Source organism: Rhodococcus sp. NPDC055112 (assembly GCF_053607505.1).
On record NZ_JBSGTR010000051.1, the window covers coordinates 1 to 17120 of the forward strand.

The following is a 17120-nucleotide window of genomic DNA, read 5'->3' on the forward strand; positions in this document are numbered from 1 at the left end:
GAGGAGCACCGCTCCTCGCCCCGCCACCGAGGCCGGTTCCGGCGGCACGACAACCGGGATCCGCAGCAGCGTCTCCAGCCGTGAACCAAGGGCCGGGGTGTGCGCGCCGCCCCCGAGCAGCACGATCGACGACGGCGTGGTGCCCGATTCACGGATCATGCTGCGCAGCACCGTGCTCGAGTGGGCGACGGCATCCGCGGCCAGTCCCGCCAGATCGTTGTTCGTCAGGACCTGGCACGCGCCGGTCTCCGGATCCTTGGCGGTGACGATCCGCTCGAACCCGAGCTGCTCCTTGAGATCGCGGCACGCCGCCTGCTCGAGCCGGATCCCGCGGCCCGCCAGGTGCTCTTGCACCAGCCGGTCGAACTGGTCCCCGCCGACCACCGCGCTGCGGCGGGACGCCAGCACCTCACCGGACACCGTGTCCGCCACGCAGGCGGCCAGTCCCGAGCTCCCCACGTCGTAGAGCAGGACCGAGCCGCGGCGCGGCAGTCGGCCGGTGAACCTGAGATACCGCAACTGGGCGGAGGTTTCGGGCACCACCCGCACGTGCTGCCGGGTGGTCGCGGCGGTGGCGCTCTCCACCACGTCGGGGTCGATGCCGGTGCGCAGGGTCACGGCGGTCGCCCCGATGAACGCGGCCCGCTCTACCGCGGTGGCGCGCAGTGTGCGGATCGCGGAGATGACCGGCTCACCGATGGTCGTGCCGGGGCGACGTCGAACGTCGCAGCGCGCCACCGGTTCGTGATGCGGTCGATCCGAGAGCGCCAGCACCGCGCGCGCTCCACTAGCGCCCGCCGACACGCCAAGAACCAGCACCAACGTCGCACTCCTTGCTCGCTGATCAGCTCACCACTTGGTGGGTGCGTCCCCGGTGTCGAAGTCGCCCGCGCTACGGCGGAGCTCCGCGAGAATCCGCACGAGGGTGTCGAGCTTATCGGCGGACAATCCGGGTTGAGCGAAGACCTGGGTGTTGAGCTGCTCGGTGGCCGTGAGAGCCAAATCGCGGCCGGCCTGGGTGATTTCGATCAGAGTAGCGCGACGGTCGCTCGGATGCGGAACTCGGCGAACGAGTTTCGCGGATTCGAGCCGATCGACGGCGTTGGTGACGCTGGTCGGGTGCACCTGGAGACGGGCGCTGGCCTTCGCCATCGGGAGGGCGCCGGTGCGGGTGAAGGTGAGCAGCGTCAGCAGTTCGTACCGCGAGAAGGTGAGTCCGGTCGGCTTGAGCACCTCTTCGACCCGGGCCATCATGATCTGCTGCGCGCGCATCAGCGAGGTGACCGCGGCCATCCCATCTGCGACATCGCCCCAGCCGTGCTCCTCCCATTGGCGGTGGGCCTCCTCGATCGGATCGAGTGGCAAGGGTGACGAAGGCGGCATTCCGCCATTATCCCACGCCGACCGCCACCTGCAGGTATCTCAGGGCGCGGTCGGCGCCAGGTGGCCAGTCAGGCGGTCGGCCCGCAGCCGCAGCAGATCGTCGGCGCGTTCGGGATGGGTGTAGATCCAGAACCTTCCCGCGGCCAGCCCCTCGAACATCGTGTCCGCGGCCTGCTCTGGGGTCACCCCGTTCTCGCGCAGGAAGGCCTCCATCCGGTCCCGGGTGGCGGCACCCGCCGAACCGTCGGACCCGGCGGCCTCGTAGATCGCGGTGTGCACCGGGCCGGGCAGCAGCGCCGCGACCGTGATCGGCGCGCGCTCGGCGGCGAGTTCGATTGCCAGGCACTCCGTCATGGCCAGCGTCGCGTGCTTGCTGGCGCAGTAGGCGGCCTGGGTGGGGACGGTGGTGACGGCCCCGATCGAGGCCGTGTTGACGATGTGCGCCTGCCCGCCCGCCGCGAGCATCCGCGGGACGAAGGCGCGGATCCCGTGGAAGACGCCGGTGACGTTGACGCCGAGCACGCGGTCGAAGCGCTCCGGGTCGAGCTCCCACAGCCGCCCGGTGCTGTCGATGCCAGCGTTGTTGACCAACAGCCGCACCGGCCCGAACCGGTCGGTGGTCGCCTCGGCCAGCCGTTCGAGGTCGTCGGGGTCGGTCACATCGCAGCGCACGGCGAGTGTCTCGGCGCCGGTGGCGGCGATCTCGCGCGCCACCTCGTCGAGCCGGGCACCGTCGAAGTCGGCCAGTGCCACGCGCATTCCGAGCCCGGCTGCCCGGCGGGCGATCGCCGCGCCGATACCGGAGGCCGCCCCCGTGACGACCGCGGTGGTGCCGGCCAGGTCCCGCAAGTCGAATGCAGTCATGACCGCACCGTAGGAGCTCGGGCACGGCCCGGGCATCTCCGCTTCCCTGTCAGCGGGAGTCGATCGCTGGGGCGGCCGAGCGGTCGCGGTAGCGTCGGCGGCGAAGGAGTGAGTCTTGACGCAGCCGCACACACCCTGGCGCCAGCACGCCCTGATCCAGGCGGTGTTCTTCCTGATGGGCGCAGAGCTGTTCCTGGCGTCCCCGCTGCTGCCGACCATCTCCGAGGACTTCGGCACCAGCATCGCCGCCACCGCCTGGGTGGTCACGGTGTTCGGCCTGTCCTACGCGATCGCCAGCCCCCTGGTCGGGGCGCTCACCGAACACCTGCCGCGTCGACGGGTGATCCTGTCCGGGATCGCGGTTTTCGCGACCGGTGAGTTGTTGTGCGCGCTGGCACCGGGACTCGGCTGGTTGCTCGCGGCTCGCGCGATCGGCGGTATCGGCGGTGCCCTCGTCGGCCCGGCGATGTGGGCCTATTTGGCGGAGACCGCGGCACCGCACGAACGTGGTCGTGCGATCGCCAGGGGGTCGGCCGCGTACGCGGGCGGTCAGATCGTCGGCGTTCCCTTGGCGACGTTCGCCGCGGCCGGGTCGAGCTGGCGGTTCGCCTTTGCGGCGGTCGCGCTCGGACTGGTGGCTGCGGGCACACTGATCGCCTTACGGCTGCGCGAATCGGTGCGGGTATCAGCATCGTCCGGTCGGCCGTTGTCTGCGCTGAGGTCCTCGTTCGGGCTGTGGAAGATCAGGGTCTTCCGGACCATCATGGCAGGCAACTTCTTCGTGCAGGCCGCACGCCTCGGCACCTACGCATACGCGGGGGCGCTGTTCGCCACGAAGTTCGGATTCGAGACCGGGGTGCTCGGGCTGGTGGGCATGGTGGTCGGGATCGGTTCGCTGATCGGCTCGATGGTTGCCGGGCCGCTGATCGACCGGTGGAGTTCTGCGGGCAGGCACGTCTCGGAACTGAGCGTCGGGTGGGGCCTGGTGCTGGCGGTGGCGCTTGGCATCGCGACAACGGCCGACAGCTGGCAGCTGTGCCTCGCCGGGTTCGTGCTCTCCTTCTTCTGCGGCACCGCGTTCTTCAGCACCGCGCAGGTGTACCTGACCACGGTGATGGCCGAGCGACGCGCGCCCGCGGTGTCCTGGAACAACTCGGTTCTCTACATCGGCACGGGCGCGGGCACCACCGCGCTGGGCGTCACGACGCTCGGCGGCACCGCCTTCGCGGTCTGTGCGGTGGCGTTCGCCTTGCTGGCGGCGGGGTTCAGTGCCCTGCTGGCGCTGCGGCGCCCGAGCCAGGCGGACTAAGAATCACGCTGAGTCGAACCCTGGTCGAAAGGTCCGTCGGTCGGCAGAGTGACCTATCGATGCGGGTGTGGCTGAGTGGTTAGGTACCGGCCTGCAAAGCCGTTCACACGGGTTCGATTCCCGTCATCCGCTCGCATGTCGGGGCTGGCCTGCGGGGGTCAGCCCCGACTGGCATCCGTACCGGCCCGGCCCCCCTCGCACGGCTCGACGGATGAGACCATTTGGAACGTTTTCGGCGGAGGGCCGTCTAGCATCGATCGGCGTGACCGTTAGCGCCGTAGACGAACGACCGCATCCGAGCCGACCGGACCCGGCAGGGGTGGCCCGCGCGGAGGCCGGTCGGGTTCGCCTCGTTGCGGTGGTGTCGTCCGTTCTCGCGATCCTGGCCGCGCTGTCGGTGCCGTTCCTCCCAGTCCAGCAGGAGACCGCGAGCCTGTCCTGGCCCCAGGCGGACTCGACCGCAGGCGTCGACACTCCGCTGGTGTCGTACGCGCCCCTCGGATTCGACGCGACCATTCCCTCCGCTGCGGCGGCGCAACTGTCCGACACCGGCGGGGTCGTGGTCTCGACCGCCCCGGTCGGCGCGGCGGACGCGGCCCGCTACGGCGTGGTCGCACGGGTCAGCCCCGGCTCGGATGGCGGGCCCGCGCAGTTCGAGATCGTCCAGCGTGACCACACCCTGCTCTCGATCCCGGTCGATGAGCTCGCCGGGCGGTCGGTCACCGTCAGCTCGAACGCGGAGCGGACCATCACCACGCTCGCGGGCAGCGACCCGACCACCCTCGCGGGCGACTTCCGGCCGCAACTGGTTGGTGTGTTCAGCGACCTCGAGGGCGCTGCACCCGCTGGTCTGGCGGTACACGCGGATCTCGATACCCGGTTCACGTCGACGCCGTCCGCGATCAAGCTCGTCGCGATGATCGTCGCGGTGCTCGCGACCGCCATCGCCCTGGTCGGGCTGCACCGCATCGACGGCCTCGACGGACGACGCTCCCGGCGGTTCCTGCCCGCGCGCTGGTGGAAGTTCACCCCGATCGACGCGGTGGTGATCGGAACGCTGCTGCTGTGGCACTTCATCGGCGCCACCACCTCGGACGACGGCTACCAGTTCACCATGGCCAGGACGTCGTTCGAGTCGGGCTACATGGCCAACTACTTCCGCTGGTTCGGTGTGCCCGAGGCACCGTTCGGGACCCCGTACTACGACCTGCTCGCGCTGATGACGAAGGTGTCCACCGCCAGCCCGTGGATGCGGCTCCCGGCGTTGATCGCGGGCATCGTGTGCTGGCTGGTGATCAGCCGTGAGGTGGCCCCGCGCCTCGGCGCTGCGGTCCGCAGGAACCGGGTCGCGATGTGGACCGGCGGGCTGGTGTTCCTCGCGTTCTGGTTGCCGTACAACAACGGCCTGCGCCCCGAGCCGATCGTCGCCGCCGGTGTGCTGCTGACGTGGTGCTCGGTCGAGCGCGCCATCGCGACCCGGCGTCTGCTCCCAGCCGCGGTCGCCGTGCTGATCGGCGCGCTCACCGTGACCGTCGGGCCCTCCGGCATCATCTGTTTCGGCGCGCTGATCGCGGGCGCCAGGCCGGTGCTGGCGATCGTCGCCGCGCGCGCCAAGATCGTCGGCTACCTCGCAGTGCTCGGCCCGATCGCCGCCGCGGGTCTGGTCGTCCTGGTCGCGGTGTTCGCAGACCAGACCCTCGCCGCCGTGATCGAGATGCAGCACGTGCACACGATTCCTCCGACGAACGCCTGGTTCGAGGAGTACAAGCGCTACGAGTGGCTGTTCATCATCAACGCCGACGGGTCCTTGGCCCGACGGTTCGGGGTGTTCGTGATGGTCCTCTCGATCGTCGCCAGCCTGCTGGTGATGCTGCGTCGCGGGGGCCGGATCCCAGGAACCGCGGCGGGGCCGTCGCGCCGGATCATCGGCATCACGATCGCGGCGATGGTGCTGATGATGTTCACGCCCACCAAGTGGACGCACCATTTCGGGATCTACGCAGGCCTGGCCGGGTCGCTGGCCGTGCTGACCGCCGTCGCGGTGGGCCCGATGGTGCTCCGGTCGCGCCGAAACAGGGCGTTGTTCGCCGCCGTCGTGCTGTTCGTGCTCGCGCTCGCGTTCGCCAGCAGCAACAGTTGGTGGTACGTGTCGGCCTGGGGTATCCCCTGGTGGGACAAGCCGGTGACGATCGCCGGGCTCGGCGCGGGCACGATCCTGCTCGGTCTCACCGTGGTGATGCTGCTTGTCGCCGCGTGGTGTTTCCTCCGCGAACCCCATGAAGACAGGGCCGCTCGGCCGGGCCCACTCTGGTCGATTCCCCCACTGACGGTCGCGGCCGGGGCGATGGTCGTGTTCTTCGTGCTCTCGATGACCAAGGGGGCGATCGCCCAGTACCCCTCGTTTTCGCTGGCGAAGTCGAATTTCGGCGCCCTCGCCGGCCACTCCTGCGGCCTTGCCGAGGACGTGCTCGTCGAGACCGATCCCAATGCCTCTGTCCTGCAACCGCTCACGGCCGCACCGGCGAACGCGCTCGGCGTGCAGAGCGCCGGATTCACCCCGAACGGGGTGGCGGGTGACCTGACGTCCGACGAGAATGCCGCCTCCGAGGGCATGGCCAAGTCACTCGACAACGAGGACGCCAAGTCCAGCAACGCGGCAGGCACCGCCGGTGGCCAGGGCGCCTCCGGCATCAACGGCAGCAGCGTCGCCCTGCCGTTCGGTCTCGATCCCGGGGCCACGCCTGTCCTCGGCACCTTCGGGGCGAGCGGACCCGCGTCGCTGACCTCGGACTGGTATGTCCTGCCCGCAGAGGGTGACCTGGTCTCGATGTCCGTCGCGGGCCGCGTCTACTCGGTCGACAGCGACGGCATCGCCACCCCCGGAGCCCGCGTCGAACTCGAGTACGGCGTCCGCGGTGGGGACGGAACCGTCCGGAAACTGGGCAGCGCCATGCCCATCGACATCGGACCCGCACCCTCGTGGCGGAACCTCCGGGTGCCGCTCGACCAGGTTCCCGCGGAATCGAACGCCGTTCGGATCGTCGTCGACGACAGCGACACCGACCCCGACCAGTGGGTCGCCGTCACGCCGCCGCGGGTCCCGCAGACCCGGACCCTCAACGATCTGGTCGGCTCGTCCACACCGACGATGATCGACTGGGAAGTGGCACTGCAGTTCCCGTGCCAGCGGCCGTTCGACCACCGCCTCGGCGTGGCCGAGATCCCGGAATACCGGATCCTCCCGGACCGCCCCGGCGCGGTGATGACGAGCCTGTGGCAGGACCACTTCGGTGGCGGCCCCCTCGGCTGGATCGACATGACGGCCACCGGCCGGACCCTGCCGACCTATCTGGACGGGGACTGGGACCGGGACTGGGGGAGCCTCGAGCAGTACGCACGCATCGACCCGAATGCCGCACCGGCACAGCTGGACACCGCCACCGTGCGGCGATCGGGCGCATGGGATCCGGGGCCGATCAACATCGCGTGGTGACACGCCGCGATTCGATTCCCGCCTTTGCTCGACCGTCGGGGCCGGCCATTGATGGTCGGCCCCGACTCGTATGAGCACCAGCTGCGCCGGCGAGTGGGCGTTCCCCTTGCGGCGGCCCTGGCGGCGGCGACAGATACGTTAGTCGCTGCTAACGTATTTCTCGTGACTGACCCGCTGACTGCTGCTGCCGAACCGAACCGGCGACGCATCCTGCAGTTGCTGGCGGGGCGACCGAGGACCGTCAGCGAGGTCGCTGCCGAGTTCCCGGTGACCCGGTCAGCGATCTCCCAGCACCTCCTGGTGTTGGCCGACGCCGGGCTGGTCGAGGCCGAGAAGGTCGGCCGACAGCGGATCTACCGAGTCCTGCCGAGTGGGCTGCTCAAGTTGCAGGCCGAGATCGACAAGTTCTGGACCGACGAACTCGACCGACTGGTCGCCGACGCACACACCCTGAGGAGCGAGTCATGAGTTACACCAAGACAGCATTCCTACCTGTCAGTCCCGATGAGGCGTTCGCCTTGCTCACCGAGCCGGAGCGGCTACGCCGCTGGCAGACCGTCTCGGCGGTGGTCGATCTGCGCGCCGGCGGCTCCTACCGGTGGACGGTCAACCCGGGTCACATCGCGGCGGGCACCTTCCGTGAGATCGAGCCGGGTCGCCGGATCGTGTTCGGCTGGGGCTCGGACGGCAATGCCGACCTGCCGTACGACGGGTCCACGGTCACCGTGACCGTGGAGCCGACCGACGGCGGTTCGCTGGTGACGCTGGTCCACGAGGGACTCAATGCGGAGCAGGCGAAGTCCCATGCCGAAGGTTGGGATCACTACTTCGAGCGTCTCGAGCGTCTGGCCGCCACCGGCGATGCCGGGCCCGACGAGTGGGCCTACGCGCCGGAGAACCTCACCCCCGTCGTGGCGGCGGAGGCGGCACTGGCTGTGCTGCAACCGATCCTGCGCAATCTGACTGCCGAGGATCGGCCCAAGCCGACGCCGTGTGGGGAGTTCAGCTGCCACGAGCTTGCCGAGCACCTCCTCGCGTCACTGGTCCAGTTGGGCGCCATGGCAGGCGCCCCCGAGGCCGACCCCGCATCGGGATCGCTGGAGAACCGCGTCTCGACCCTGGCCGGCCGCGCCATCGACGCCTGGCACTCGGTCGACCTCGACGGCACCGTGCCCGGCTCCGGTGGCTCGCCGATACCGGCATCGTTCGCAGCGGGAATCCTGCCGCTCGAGCTCACCCTCCACAGCTGGGACTTTGCCCAGGCGAGCGGTCAGTCCCTCCACATCTCCGACGAACTCGTCGACTATGTCCGCGGTCTGGCCGAGGTGATCGTCCCCGCCGTCAGGGGATCGGCATTCGCCGACGAGGTCACCCCGGCCGGGGACGCCACCCCCATCGATCGGCTCGCGGCATTCTCCGGGCGTACGCCGATCGCAGTGGGCGCCTGACCCACCGCACTCCGGCTGCGGTCGTCGGCCGTACGTAGGGGTGATCGACAAGAGCCCGGCAGGTGGTCGCCTGCCGGGCTCGGGTATCTGTGGGTCAGCCGGCAGTCGGTGGCTGATCCACGGTCTGCGCGAGGTAGAGCTGTTCGCCGAGCTTGTCGATCAGCTCGAGCTGGGTCTCGAGGTAGTCGACGTGGTCCTCCTCCTCGGCAAGGATCTTCTCGAAGAGGCCTGCACTCGTGTGGTCGCCCTTTTCGCGGCACATCGTGATGCCGGGGCGGAGGCGCTGCACGACCTCGACCTCGATCGCCAGGTCGGATTCGAACTGCTCCCGGATGGTCTGTCCGACGCGCAGCGGCAGCAGCCGCTGGTAGTTGGGCAGGGCCTCGAGCATGAGGATCCGGTCGGTGAGCAGCTCCGCGTGCTGCATCTCCTCGAAGGATTCCTCTCGCGTCTTTTCCGCGAGCTTGGTCAGGCCCCAGTTGGCCTGCATCTTCGAGTGCAGGAAGTACTGATTGATTGCTGTGAGTTCACTGGTCAACTGCTCGTTCAGGAGAGCAATGACCTCATCGTCGCCGCGCATGACACCTCCGGTGGGGGTGGGCTGGACACTAGAGTCAGCCTAACCCTCACCGGGTGAATTCACTCGGTGTATTTGTGCACGAATCGCAACTAGGCGCTGATCGGTTCTGCCTCGCATTCGACGACGGTGGCGTAGTGCTGTTCGATCATCGACTTGATCCGGTCGCGGCACATGCCGCAGCCGCGCCCGCGCCCCGCCCCGCAGCCCAGCGCGACGTGCTTGGCGGTGCGAGCCCCCGCAGTGATGCATTGCTGCACGTGTTCTTCGGTGGCTGCTTCGCAAACGCAGACGTACATGTCGAGATCCTCCAGCCCAGCTTCCTCAGCGAAGGCTACACTAAGGATCGGCCGATGAAAAGGGTAGGCTAACCCAACTTTTTGATCTTGATCGTGGGTTGATCGCGGCCCGCGAACGCACCCACGGGTGTACGTTGCTGAGGCAATCCTCATCGGGGATTCCCGATGGTCACCGCGGCCGGAGGGCACCGTCATGGCAGCAGGATGGAAGACGATCGCGGGCGCGACGTTTCTGGCATCGACCCTGGTGGGGCTGACCGCCTGCGGGAACGACGAGACCGGCTCCCCGGCGAACGAGCCCGAGCAGATCACCGTCTACAACGCCCAGCACGAATCGCTCACCCAGGAATGGGTCGATGCATTCACCGCCGAATCCGGGATCACGGTGAACCTGCGCAACGGCGGCGACACCGAGCTCGGCAATCAGATCGTCGCGGAGGGTGGGGCGTCCCCGGCCGATGTGTTCCTCACCGAGAACTCGCCCGCGATGGCGCTCGTCGAGAACGCGGGATTGTTCACCGACCTCGATCCCGACACCCTCGCGCAGGTGCCCCAGCAGTATCGGCCGTCCACCGGGAAGTGGACGGGGATCGCGGCGCGCTCGACGGTCTTCGTCTACAACAAGGACAAGCTGCCGCAGGACCAGCTGCCGAAGTCGCTGCTCGACCTTCAGGACCCGAGCTGGAAGGGGCGCTGGGCCGCCTCGCCGTCGGGTGCCGACTTCCAGGCCATCGTCAGCGCACTGCTCGAGCTCAAGGGGGAGGACGTGACGCGGGCGTGGCTGGCGGGCATGAAGGAGAACGCCGTCCCCTACAAGGGCAACAGTGCCGTGATGAAGGCCGTCAATGCGGGGGAGGTGCCCGGCGGGATCATCTACCAGTACTACTGGTTCGGTGACCAGGCCAAGACGGGCGAGAACAGCGCCAACACCGAGCTGCACTACTTCAAGAATGAGGACCCGGGCGCGTTCGTCAGCGTGTCCGGCGGCGGCGTACTCGAGTCGAGCAACAAAGCCGTTGCCGCGCAGCAGTTCCTGAGGTTCGTGACCGGCAAGGCCGGACAGGAGATCCTGCAGAAGGGCGACTCGTTCGAGTACGCGATCGGCAGCGGCGTCCCGTCCAATCCGGCGCTGGTGCCGCTCGCTGACCTGCAGGCGCCGACCGTCGATCCGTCGAAACTCAACAGCCAGAAGGTCACCCAACTGATGACCGAGGCCGGCCTCCTCTAGTGCGATGATCGCGCCCACGCTCGCACGCCCCCGATCAGGGCGTTCGGAGCGACGGCGGGTGCCGCCGGTCGTCGCGGCGATGGTCGCGGTGCTGGTGGCGGTCTCCCTCATCCCGCTCGGATACGTCATCGCCACCACCATCGCCACCGGCTGGGAAACGGCATCTGCCTTGATCTTCCGGCCCCGGGTCGGGGAGCTGCTGCGCAACACCGTCGCGCTCGTGGTCATCACCGTGCCCGTCTGCATCACCCTCGGGGTCGGCGCCGCGTGGATCGTCGAGCGCACCATGGTGTTCGGGCATCGGTTCTGGGCCCCGATCCTGGCCGCGCCGCTGGCGGTGCCCGCGTTCGTCAACAGCTACGCGTGGGTGAGCGTGATCCCGTCCCTGCACGGGCTGTGGTCCGGGGTTCTTGTCGCGACGCTGTCCTACTTCCCTCTGGTCGCGCTGCCCGTCGCCGCGACGCTGCGTCGGCTCGACCCGGGCATCGAGGAGTCGGCGAGTGCGCTCGGGGCCGGTCCGTACCGGGTCTTCTTCCTGATCGTCGTGCCACAGCTGCGGCTGCCGGTCCTCGGCGGGGGACTGCTGATCGGGCTGCACCTGCTCGCCGAGTACGGGGCGTTCGCGATGCTCCGCTTCGACACCTTCACCACCGCGATCTTCGAGCAGTTCCAGTCCACTTTCAACGGTGCGGCAGGCAGCATGCTCGCGAGCGTGCTGGTGCTGTGTTGTCTCGTCCTGCTCGTCGCGGAGGCCGCGGCCAGGGGGTCGGCCCGGTACGCACGGGTGGGCTCGGGCGCGCCTCGTAGGCCTGAGCGGATCCGGTTGCGGTGGAGCGCGATCCCCGCCACGCTCGGGCTGGTGGCACTGACCGTCGCGGCCCTCGGCGTCCCGCTGTGGACCGTCGCACGCTGGCTGCGGATCGGCGGCAAGGAGGTCTGGCGGACGAGCGCGCTCTGGCCCGCGTTCGCGCAGACCCTCGCCCTCGGGCTGTTCGGCGCCGCGGTGACCGCCGCGCTCGCGTTCCCCGTGGCCTGGATCGCGGTGCGGCGCCCGGGTGTGTTCAGCAGGGTCGTGGAGGGCTGCAACTACGTGACGAGCTCGCTGCCCGGGATCGTCACCGCGCTGGCACTGATCACCGTCACCATCCGCTACGCGAACCCGCTCTACCAGACGGTCATCGTGCTGATCACCGCCTACGTGCTGATGTTCCTGCCGCGGGCCCTGGTGTCGCTGCGCTCCGGCCTGGCGCAGGTCCCGGTCGGGCTCGAGGAGGCGTCGGCCGGGCTCGGACGCTCGCAGGCGAGCACCTTCGTGCGGGTGACGCTGCGCCTGACCGCGCCCGCGGCCGCCGCAGGCGCCGCGCTGGTGTTCATGGCGATCGTGACGGAACTGACCGCCACGCTGCTGCTCGCGCCGAACGGGACCCGGACGCTCTCGACCCGATTCTGGTCGCTGACCAGCGAGCTCGACTACGCAGCCGCCGCGCCCTTCGCGCTGGCGATGATCCTGCTGGCGTTGCCCATGACCTACCTGCTGCTGCGCCAGTCCCAGAAGGCGGCAGGCCTGTGAGCGAGGTGGAGATCGAATCCCTGTCGAAGTCCTACGGCCCGACCGAAGTCCTGGATGCGGTGAGCCTGCGGGTCGAGCGCGGCACCACCACCGCGGTGGTCGGCTCGTCGGGCTGCGGGAAGACAACCCTGCTGCGGGTCGTCGCGGGGTTCGACAGCCCCGATGCCGGGACGGTGTCGATCGCCGGTTCACTGGTCGCGCGGCCCGGCCGGGTGGTGCCCGCGCACCGCAGGCGGGTCGGCTACGTGGCCCAGGACGGCGCGCTGTTCCCGCATCTCACCGTCGCGGGGAACATCGGGTTCGGCCTGCGGGGCGCGCGATTGGGGGACCGGGCGCGGTCCGGCAGGCGGGTCGCGCAGCTGTTGGAGATGGTCTCGCTCGACGAGTCCTATGCGCGGCGGCGGCCGCACGAGCTGTCCGGTGGGCAGCAGCAGCGGGTAGCGCTTGCCCGCGCGCTCGCCCGCGAGCCCGAGGTGATGCTGCTCGACGAACCGTTCAGCGCCCTGGACGCCGGCCTGCGGGCCTCGACCAGGAAGTCGGTGGCGCAGACGCTCGACGCGGCGGGGGTGACGACGATCCTGGTGACCCACGATCAGGAGGAGGCCCTCTCCTTCGCCGGGCAGGTCGCGGTGATGCGGGCGGGCCGGTTCACCCAGGTCGGTGCGCCGGAGCAGGTGTACCACCGTCCGGTGGACATCTTCACCGCCGAGTTCCTCGGCGAGTGTGTTCTGCTGCCCGCCGTCGTGGCATGCGGCGTCGCGGAGTGCGCCTTGGGCCGTATCCCGGTGCGGGCGAACGCGTTCGAGGGGCCGGCCCGGATGCTGCTACGCCCGGAACAGATCGTCGCCTCGGACCTGGGTGCGGCGCCCGACGGGCGAAAGATCGGCACGGTGACGGCGACGGAGTTTCTCGGCTCGCAGGCGCTGCTCGACATCACCCTGAACTCCTCGCCGACACACATCAGGGTCCGTCAGGCCGGCACCCGCACTCCGGCGGTCGGCTCGCTGGTGGCCATCGAGGTGCTGGGTGAGGCCGAGGTGTTCCCTGTCGCGGGCCAAAGCGGTTAGGACGGGACGGTATTCGGCTGCGCCGCGGCCAGCGCACGGGCGATCTGCTCGACGTCGAGGCCGGCGGCGGGCAGCAGGTGGTAGAAGGCGCGTTCGCACAGGTCGATCACCTCGACGCGGATCATGGTCGGTTCGTCCAGCCAGGACAGGACCACCTCCTCCATGAAGGCCTGCCAGCCCTGCACGGCCGCGTCGACGGCGGGGGTGGTGGGCAGGCCGAGTTCGGCAAGCGCGTGCACGATCCAGTCGGTGAAGGTGCGCCGCATCCCGCGATAGATCCGGCGCATGCCCTCGTCGCCGCTGCCCGCCAACCGCATCACGGCCAGGTAGCTCGTCGGGTGCGCGACCACGGCGTCGACGAAGGTCTCGACGCCCGCGCGGAGCTGGGCAGATGTCGGCAGCGTCGGGTCGGGCGTCATCCGCTGCTGCAGGGCCTCCGCGCTGGCCTGGAGCACCGCGTTCCGGAAGCCCTGCTTGTTCTTGAAGTAGTGGAACAGCAACGGCGGCGACACGCCTGCCTCCGCGGCCACCCGGTCCATCGACAGGTCGTCGAAGGACTCGGACTCGAGCATCCGCACCGCGACCTCGAGGATCTGGGCGCGCCGATCGGCGGGGGAGCGAGGGGCAGTGGCCATGCCGAGCACTCTATTGAGTAATGCTCAACCGGTCCATTGACTTCTACTCAACGGGATATGTAACCTCGGGTAACACTTACTCGATGTGAGGAGCGCGACAATGCCCGAGTTCGACATCGTGGTCACTGGCGGCCTGTGGTTCGACGGCACCGGGACGAACGGCCAGCTGCGTAACCTGGGGATCCGGGACGGCGTCGTCGTGACGGTCTCCACCGCTGCGCTCCCCGTCGGGCCGGACACCGAGGTCATCGACGCGGCAGGCAAGTGGGTGCTCCCTGGCTTCGTCGACGTGCACACCCACTACGACGCGGAGGCTCTGGTCAGCCCAGGACTGCCCGAGTCGGTCCGGCACGGCGTCACCACCGTCGTCCTGGGCAACTGCTCGCTCTCGACCGTCTACTCCACCCCGCGCGAGTGCGCGGACCTGTTCAGTCGGGTCGAGGCCGTGCCGCGCGAGTCGGTGCTGCGGATCCTGGAGGAGCACAAGACCTGGCGCGGGCCCGCGGAGTACGTCGACGCGCTCAACGCGCTGCCGCTCGGGCCGAACGTGGCAGGCTTCATCGGCCACTCCGACATCCGCACCCACGTACTCGGTCTCGGCCGCGGCACGGACAAGAAGACCAAGCCCACCGCCGCCGAGCTCGACCGGATGGGCTCGATGCTCACCGAGGCCATCGACGCCGGGTTCCTCGGACTGTCCTCGATGACCAACGCCCTCGACAAGATCGACGGCGACGAATACCGTTCGCGCTCACTGCCGTCGACCTACGCGCGCTGGCGCGAGTTCCGTTTCCTCAACCGGATCCTGCGCGATCGCGGCAAGATCCTGCAGAGCGCGCCGACGATCAACCTGCACCCCAACGTGGCCGCGTTCTTCGTCGAGAGCTCGGCGATCGGGCGGAAGAAGGCGCTCAAGACCTCGCTGCTCTCCGGCGCCGACTCCAAGGCCTACCCGGCGATCGTGTACTTCATGCTGACGGCGGCGCCGCTGCTGAACCGCTTCGCCAAGACGAACTTCCGCTGGCAACACCTGCCGGTGCCGTTCACCGTGTACGCGGACGGGATCGACCTGGTGGTGTTCGAGGAGTTCGGCGCGGGTGCCGCCGCCCTGCACCTCAAGAACGAGGTGGAACGCAACGCGCTGCTGCAGGACGAGGAGTACCGCCGCTGGTTCCGCAAGGACTACGACAACAAGTTCTCACCGCGCATCTGGCACCGCAATTTCTACGACGCGGTAATCGTCGGCTGCCCCGACGAGACCCTGATCGGCAAGACCTTCGGCCGGGTGGGCGACGAGAGGGGGGTCCACCCGGTCGATGCGTACCTGGACCTGGTGGTGGAGTACGGCGCGACGCTGCGGTGGCGGACCACGGTCGCGAACCACCGGCCGAAGTTCGCCGACAAGTTGGCCGCCAGCCCCGGCGTGCAGATGGGGTTCGGCGACGCGGGCGCGCACCTGCGCAACATGGCGTTCTACAACTACCCGATCCGGCTCCTCAAGCGCGTCAACGACGCCAAGTCCGCGCGCAGGCCGTTCCTCACGATCGAGCGTGCGATCCACCGGCTCACCGGCGAGCTCGCCGACTGGTACGGCATCGACGCGGGCCATCTGCGCGAGGGCGACCGCGCCGATCTCGTGGTGATCGATCCGGCCGGCCTGGACGCCTCGGTCGACGGGCTGTTCGAGGAGGCGGTGCCCGAGTACGGCGGCCTGCGCCGGATGGTGAACCGCAGCGATGCCGCGGCGGTGGCCACCGTCATCAACGGCAGGCTCGTCTACCGGGACGGCGAGTTCACCCCCGGATTCGGCGTCGAGAAGACCGGACAGTTCTTGCCTGCCGGAGCCAAGGCCCGTGGTGTAGGTGCGCAGGACCGGGTAGCGTCGCGTTCATGAGCGAGCGGATCGTCTCCTTCATCCGTGATGGCCTGAGCTTCGACGTCCGTGACGCCGGCCCTGTCGACGGGGCACCCGTCGTTTTGCTGCACGGGTTCCCCCAGGACTCCCGTTCCTGGGATCGGCTCGTGCCGCTGCTGCACCGGCGTGGGTTCCGCACCCTCGCACCGGACCTGCGCGGCTGTTCGGTCGGCGCACGCCCCCGCTCGCGTTGGGCGTACCGGTCACCCGAGCTGGAACGCGATGTCCTGGCGCTGGTCGAGCAGGCGGGCCTGGGTCAGGTCCATCTGGTCGGGCACGACTGGGGCGCCGCGCTCGCATGGGGCTTCGCCTCGCACCACCCCGACCACGTGCGCACCCTCACCGCGTTGTCGGTGCCGCACCCGGCGGCGTTCTTTCGAGCAGTGCTGACCAGCAACCAGATCATCAAGTCCTGGTACATGTTTCTGTTCCAGCTGCCCTGGCTGCCGGAACGTCTTTTCGCCTCCGGTGACCTGGTGCGCCGCCTCTTTCAGGACAGCGGCATGAGCGCCGAGATCGCCGATCGGGACCTCTCGCCGATGCGCGACAAGATCCGCGCTCGCGGCGGATTGAACTGGTATCGCGCGATGCCGCTGACCGCGCCCGGTGCGATGGCGGGCAAGGTGCGGGTGCCCACCTTGCACGTCTGGAGCGACGGCGACACCGCGCTCGGCCGGGTAGGCGCCGAACAGTCCGGCCGGTACGTCGCCGCGCCGTACGCCTTCGAGGTCCTCGAGGGAGTCAGCCACTGGATCCCCGACGAGGCCCCGGAGCGGTTGGACGCGCTGCTCGGTGAACACCTGGCGGCGCACTCGCGGTAGTCCAGCGGGCGCCGCTACGCCCACGACTCGTGGGTTGTTGCGGGCGCGCCGCGCGCTCCAGATACTGGGGGCCGCGGTCGGCGCTAGGTAGCGGCACGAGGGTGTCGGCGTTCGCCGCACCCGCGGAGAAGAAGCCGACCGCGAGGGCCGTCAACAGAAATCTGTAGCCCGCGACGCAGACCGTTCGTGCTGGTGTTCATGAGTTCCCCTCTGAGGGTTTCAGATGCCGAGCGGAGGTGTGGACCGTGCGCGCTGGCCGCCAGCTGGGTCGCGCCACCGATTCGCCGACTGACAACTCGAATCATGTCAATCGATGAGATTGAAGTGTTTAACTTCTGGGTCGGAGCGCTCTATGGTTTCATCGCACACGGCGAACCACACCCCCCCCCCCCGAAGCGCCAACGTTCGGGAAAGCACCGGATCGCCACAGGCAGAGAGAGCGGCTCGGGACCGCAGCTGCCAGTGGGCACCTGAATAGTCCACATCGGTCAGATCGGAGACCGGCGCCGCG

The 17120-nt window shown here is 69.1% G+C and carries 15 protein-coding genes and 1 tRNA gene; 10 read left to right on the forward strand and 6 right to left on the reverse strand.

What is annotated here, in order from left to right:
• The 3 genes from ACWFRB_RS19730 to ACWFRB_RS19740 all read right to left on the reverse strand — a co-directional run.
• A partial coding sequence (locus ACWFRB_RS19730) for a hypothetical protein (RefSeq protein ID WP_452642969.1) occupies nt 1-822 on the reverse strand: 822 nt, incomplete at its 3' end.
• A gap of 27 nt (nt 823-849) precedes the next feature.
• Nucleotides 850-1383, reverse strand: coding sequence for a MarR family winged helix-turn-helix transcriptional regulator (locus ACWFRB_RS19735; RefSeq protein ID WP_077042273.1), 534 nt, complete (start codon nt 1381-1383; stop codon nt 850-852).
• A 39-nt stretch (nt 1384-1422) separates the two neighbouring features.
• Nucleotides 1423-2247: an SDR family NAD(P)-dependent oxidoreductase gene (locus tag ACWFRB_RS19740; RefSeq protein ID WP_452642970.1), complete on the reverse strand. Its 825-nt coding sequence runs from the start codon at nt 2245-2247 to the stop codon at nt 1423-1425.
• Nucleotides 2248-2362: 115 nt separating this feature from the next.
• On the opposite strand from ACWFRB_RS19740, the gene ACWFRB_RS19745 reads away from it, so the two are divergent.
• From ACWFRB_RS19745 to ACWFRB_RS19765, 5 genes are all read left to right on the forward strand, one after another.
• Entirely contained in the window at nt 2363-3556 is a 1194-nt protein-coding gene (locus ACWFRB_RS19745) for an MFS transporter (protein ID WP_452642971.1), read from the forward strand.
• 61 nt (nt 3557-3617) lie between these two features.
• A tRNA-Cys gene (locus ACWFRB_RS19750) sits at nt 3618-3688 on the forward strand.
• A gap of 79 nt (nt 3689-3767) precedes the next feature.
• On the forward strand, nt 3768-7049 hold the full coding sequence (locus ACWFRB_RS19755) for an arabinosyltransferase domain-containing protein (protein WP_452642972.1): 3282 nt from the start codon (nt 3768-3770) through the stop codon (nt 7047-7049).
• A gap of 162 nt (nt 7050-7211) precedes the next feature.
• Nucleotides 7212-7517, forward strand: a complete 306-nt coding sequence (locus ACWFRB_RS19760; RefSeq protein ID WP_452642973.1) for an ArsR/SmtB family transcription factor — start codon at nt 7212-7214, stop codon at nt 7515-7517.
• Nucleotides 7514-8497 (forward strand): TIGR03086 family metal-binding protein, encoded by a 984-nt coding sequence (locus tag ACWFRB_RS19765; protein WP_452642974.1) that lies wholly within the window; start codon nt 7514-7516, stop codon nt 8495-8497. The genes ACWFRB_RS19760 and ACWFRB_RS19765 overlap by 4 nt, the downstream gene beginning before the upstream one ends.
• A 94-nt stretch (nt 8498-8591) precedes the next feature.
• Here ACWFRB_RS19765 and bfr read toward each other — a convergent pair whose 3' ends face one another.
• Nucleotides 8592-9077: a bacterioferritin gene (bfr, locus tag ACWFRB_RS19770; RefSeq protein WP_452642975.1), complete on the reverse strand. Its 486-nt coding sequence runs from the start codon at nt 9075-9077 to the stop codon at nt 8592-8594.
• 89 nt (nt 9078-9166) lie between these two features.
• Nucleotides 9167-9373 carry a (2Fe-2S)-binding protein gene (locus ACWFRB_RS19775; RefSeq protein WP_452642976.1) on the reverse strand — a complete coding sequence of 69 codons (207 nt, stop codon included), beginning with the start codon at nt 9371-9373 and terminating at the stop codon, nt 9167-9169.
• Nucleotides 9374-9566: 193 nt separating this feature from the next.
• On the opposite strand from ACWFRB_RS19775, the gene ACWFRB_RS19780 reads away from it, so the two are divergent.
• Genes ACWFRB_RS19780 through ACWFRB_RS19790 form a run of 3 tightly spaced genes read left to right on the forward strand, consistent with a single transcriptional unit; the run spans nt 9567 to nt 13238 of the window.
• Nucleotides 9567-10601, forward strand: a complete 1035-nt coding sequence (locus ACWFRB_RS19780; RefSeq protein WP_452642977.1) for an iron ABC transporter substrate-binding protein — start codon at nt 9567-9569, stop codon at nt 10599-10601.
• Between the two features lie 4 nt (nt 10602-10605).
• A complete protein-coding gene (locus tag ACWFRB_RS19785) occupies nt 10606-12171 on the forward strand; it encodes an ABC transporter permease (RefSeq protein ID WP_452642978.1) in 1566 nt (521 codons plus the stop codon).
• Nucleotides 12168-13238 carry an ABC transporter ATP-binding protein gene (locus tag ACWFRB_RS19790; RefSeq protein WP_452642979.1) on the forward strand — a complete coding sequence of 357 codons (1071 nt, stop codon included), beginning with the start codon at nt 12168-12170 and terminating at the stop codon, nt 13236-13238. Before ACWFRB_RS19785 ends, ACWFRB_RS19790 begins: the two co-directional genes overlap by 4 nt.
• Here the strand turns inward: ACWFRB_RS19790 and ACWFRB_RS19795 are convergent.
• On the reverse strand, nt 13235-13873 hold the full coding sequence (locus tag ACWFRB_RS19795; RefSeq protein ID WP_452642980.1) for a TetR/AcrR family transcriptional regulator: 639 nt from the start codon (nt 13871-13873) through the stop codon (nt 13235-13237). The two genes, ACWFRB_RS19790 and ACWFRB_RS19795, sit on opposite strands and share 4 nt — an antisense overlap.
• A 100-nt stretch (nt 13874-13973) precedes the next feature.
• On the opposite strand from ACWFRB_RS19795, the gene ACWFRB_RS19800 reads away from it, so the two are divergent.
• Nucleotides 13974-15767, forward strand: a complete 1794-nt coding sequence (locus ACWFRB_RS19800; protein WP_452642981.1) for an N-acyl-D-amino-acid deacylase family protein — start codon at nt 13974-13976, stop codon at nt 15765-15767.
• Nucleotides 15764-16609, forward strand: coding sequence for an alpha/beta fold hydrolase (locus tag ACWFRB_RS19805; RefSeq protein ID WP_452642982.1), 846 nt, complete (start codon nt 15764-15766; stop codon nt 16607-16609). The genes ACWFRB_RS19800 and ACWFRB_RS19805 overlap by 4 nt, the downstream gene beginning before the upstream one ends.
• Nucleotides 16610-17120: the final 511 nt, after the last annotated feature.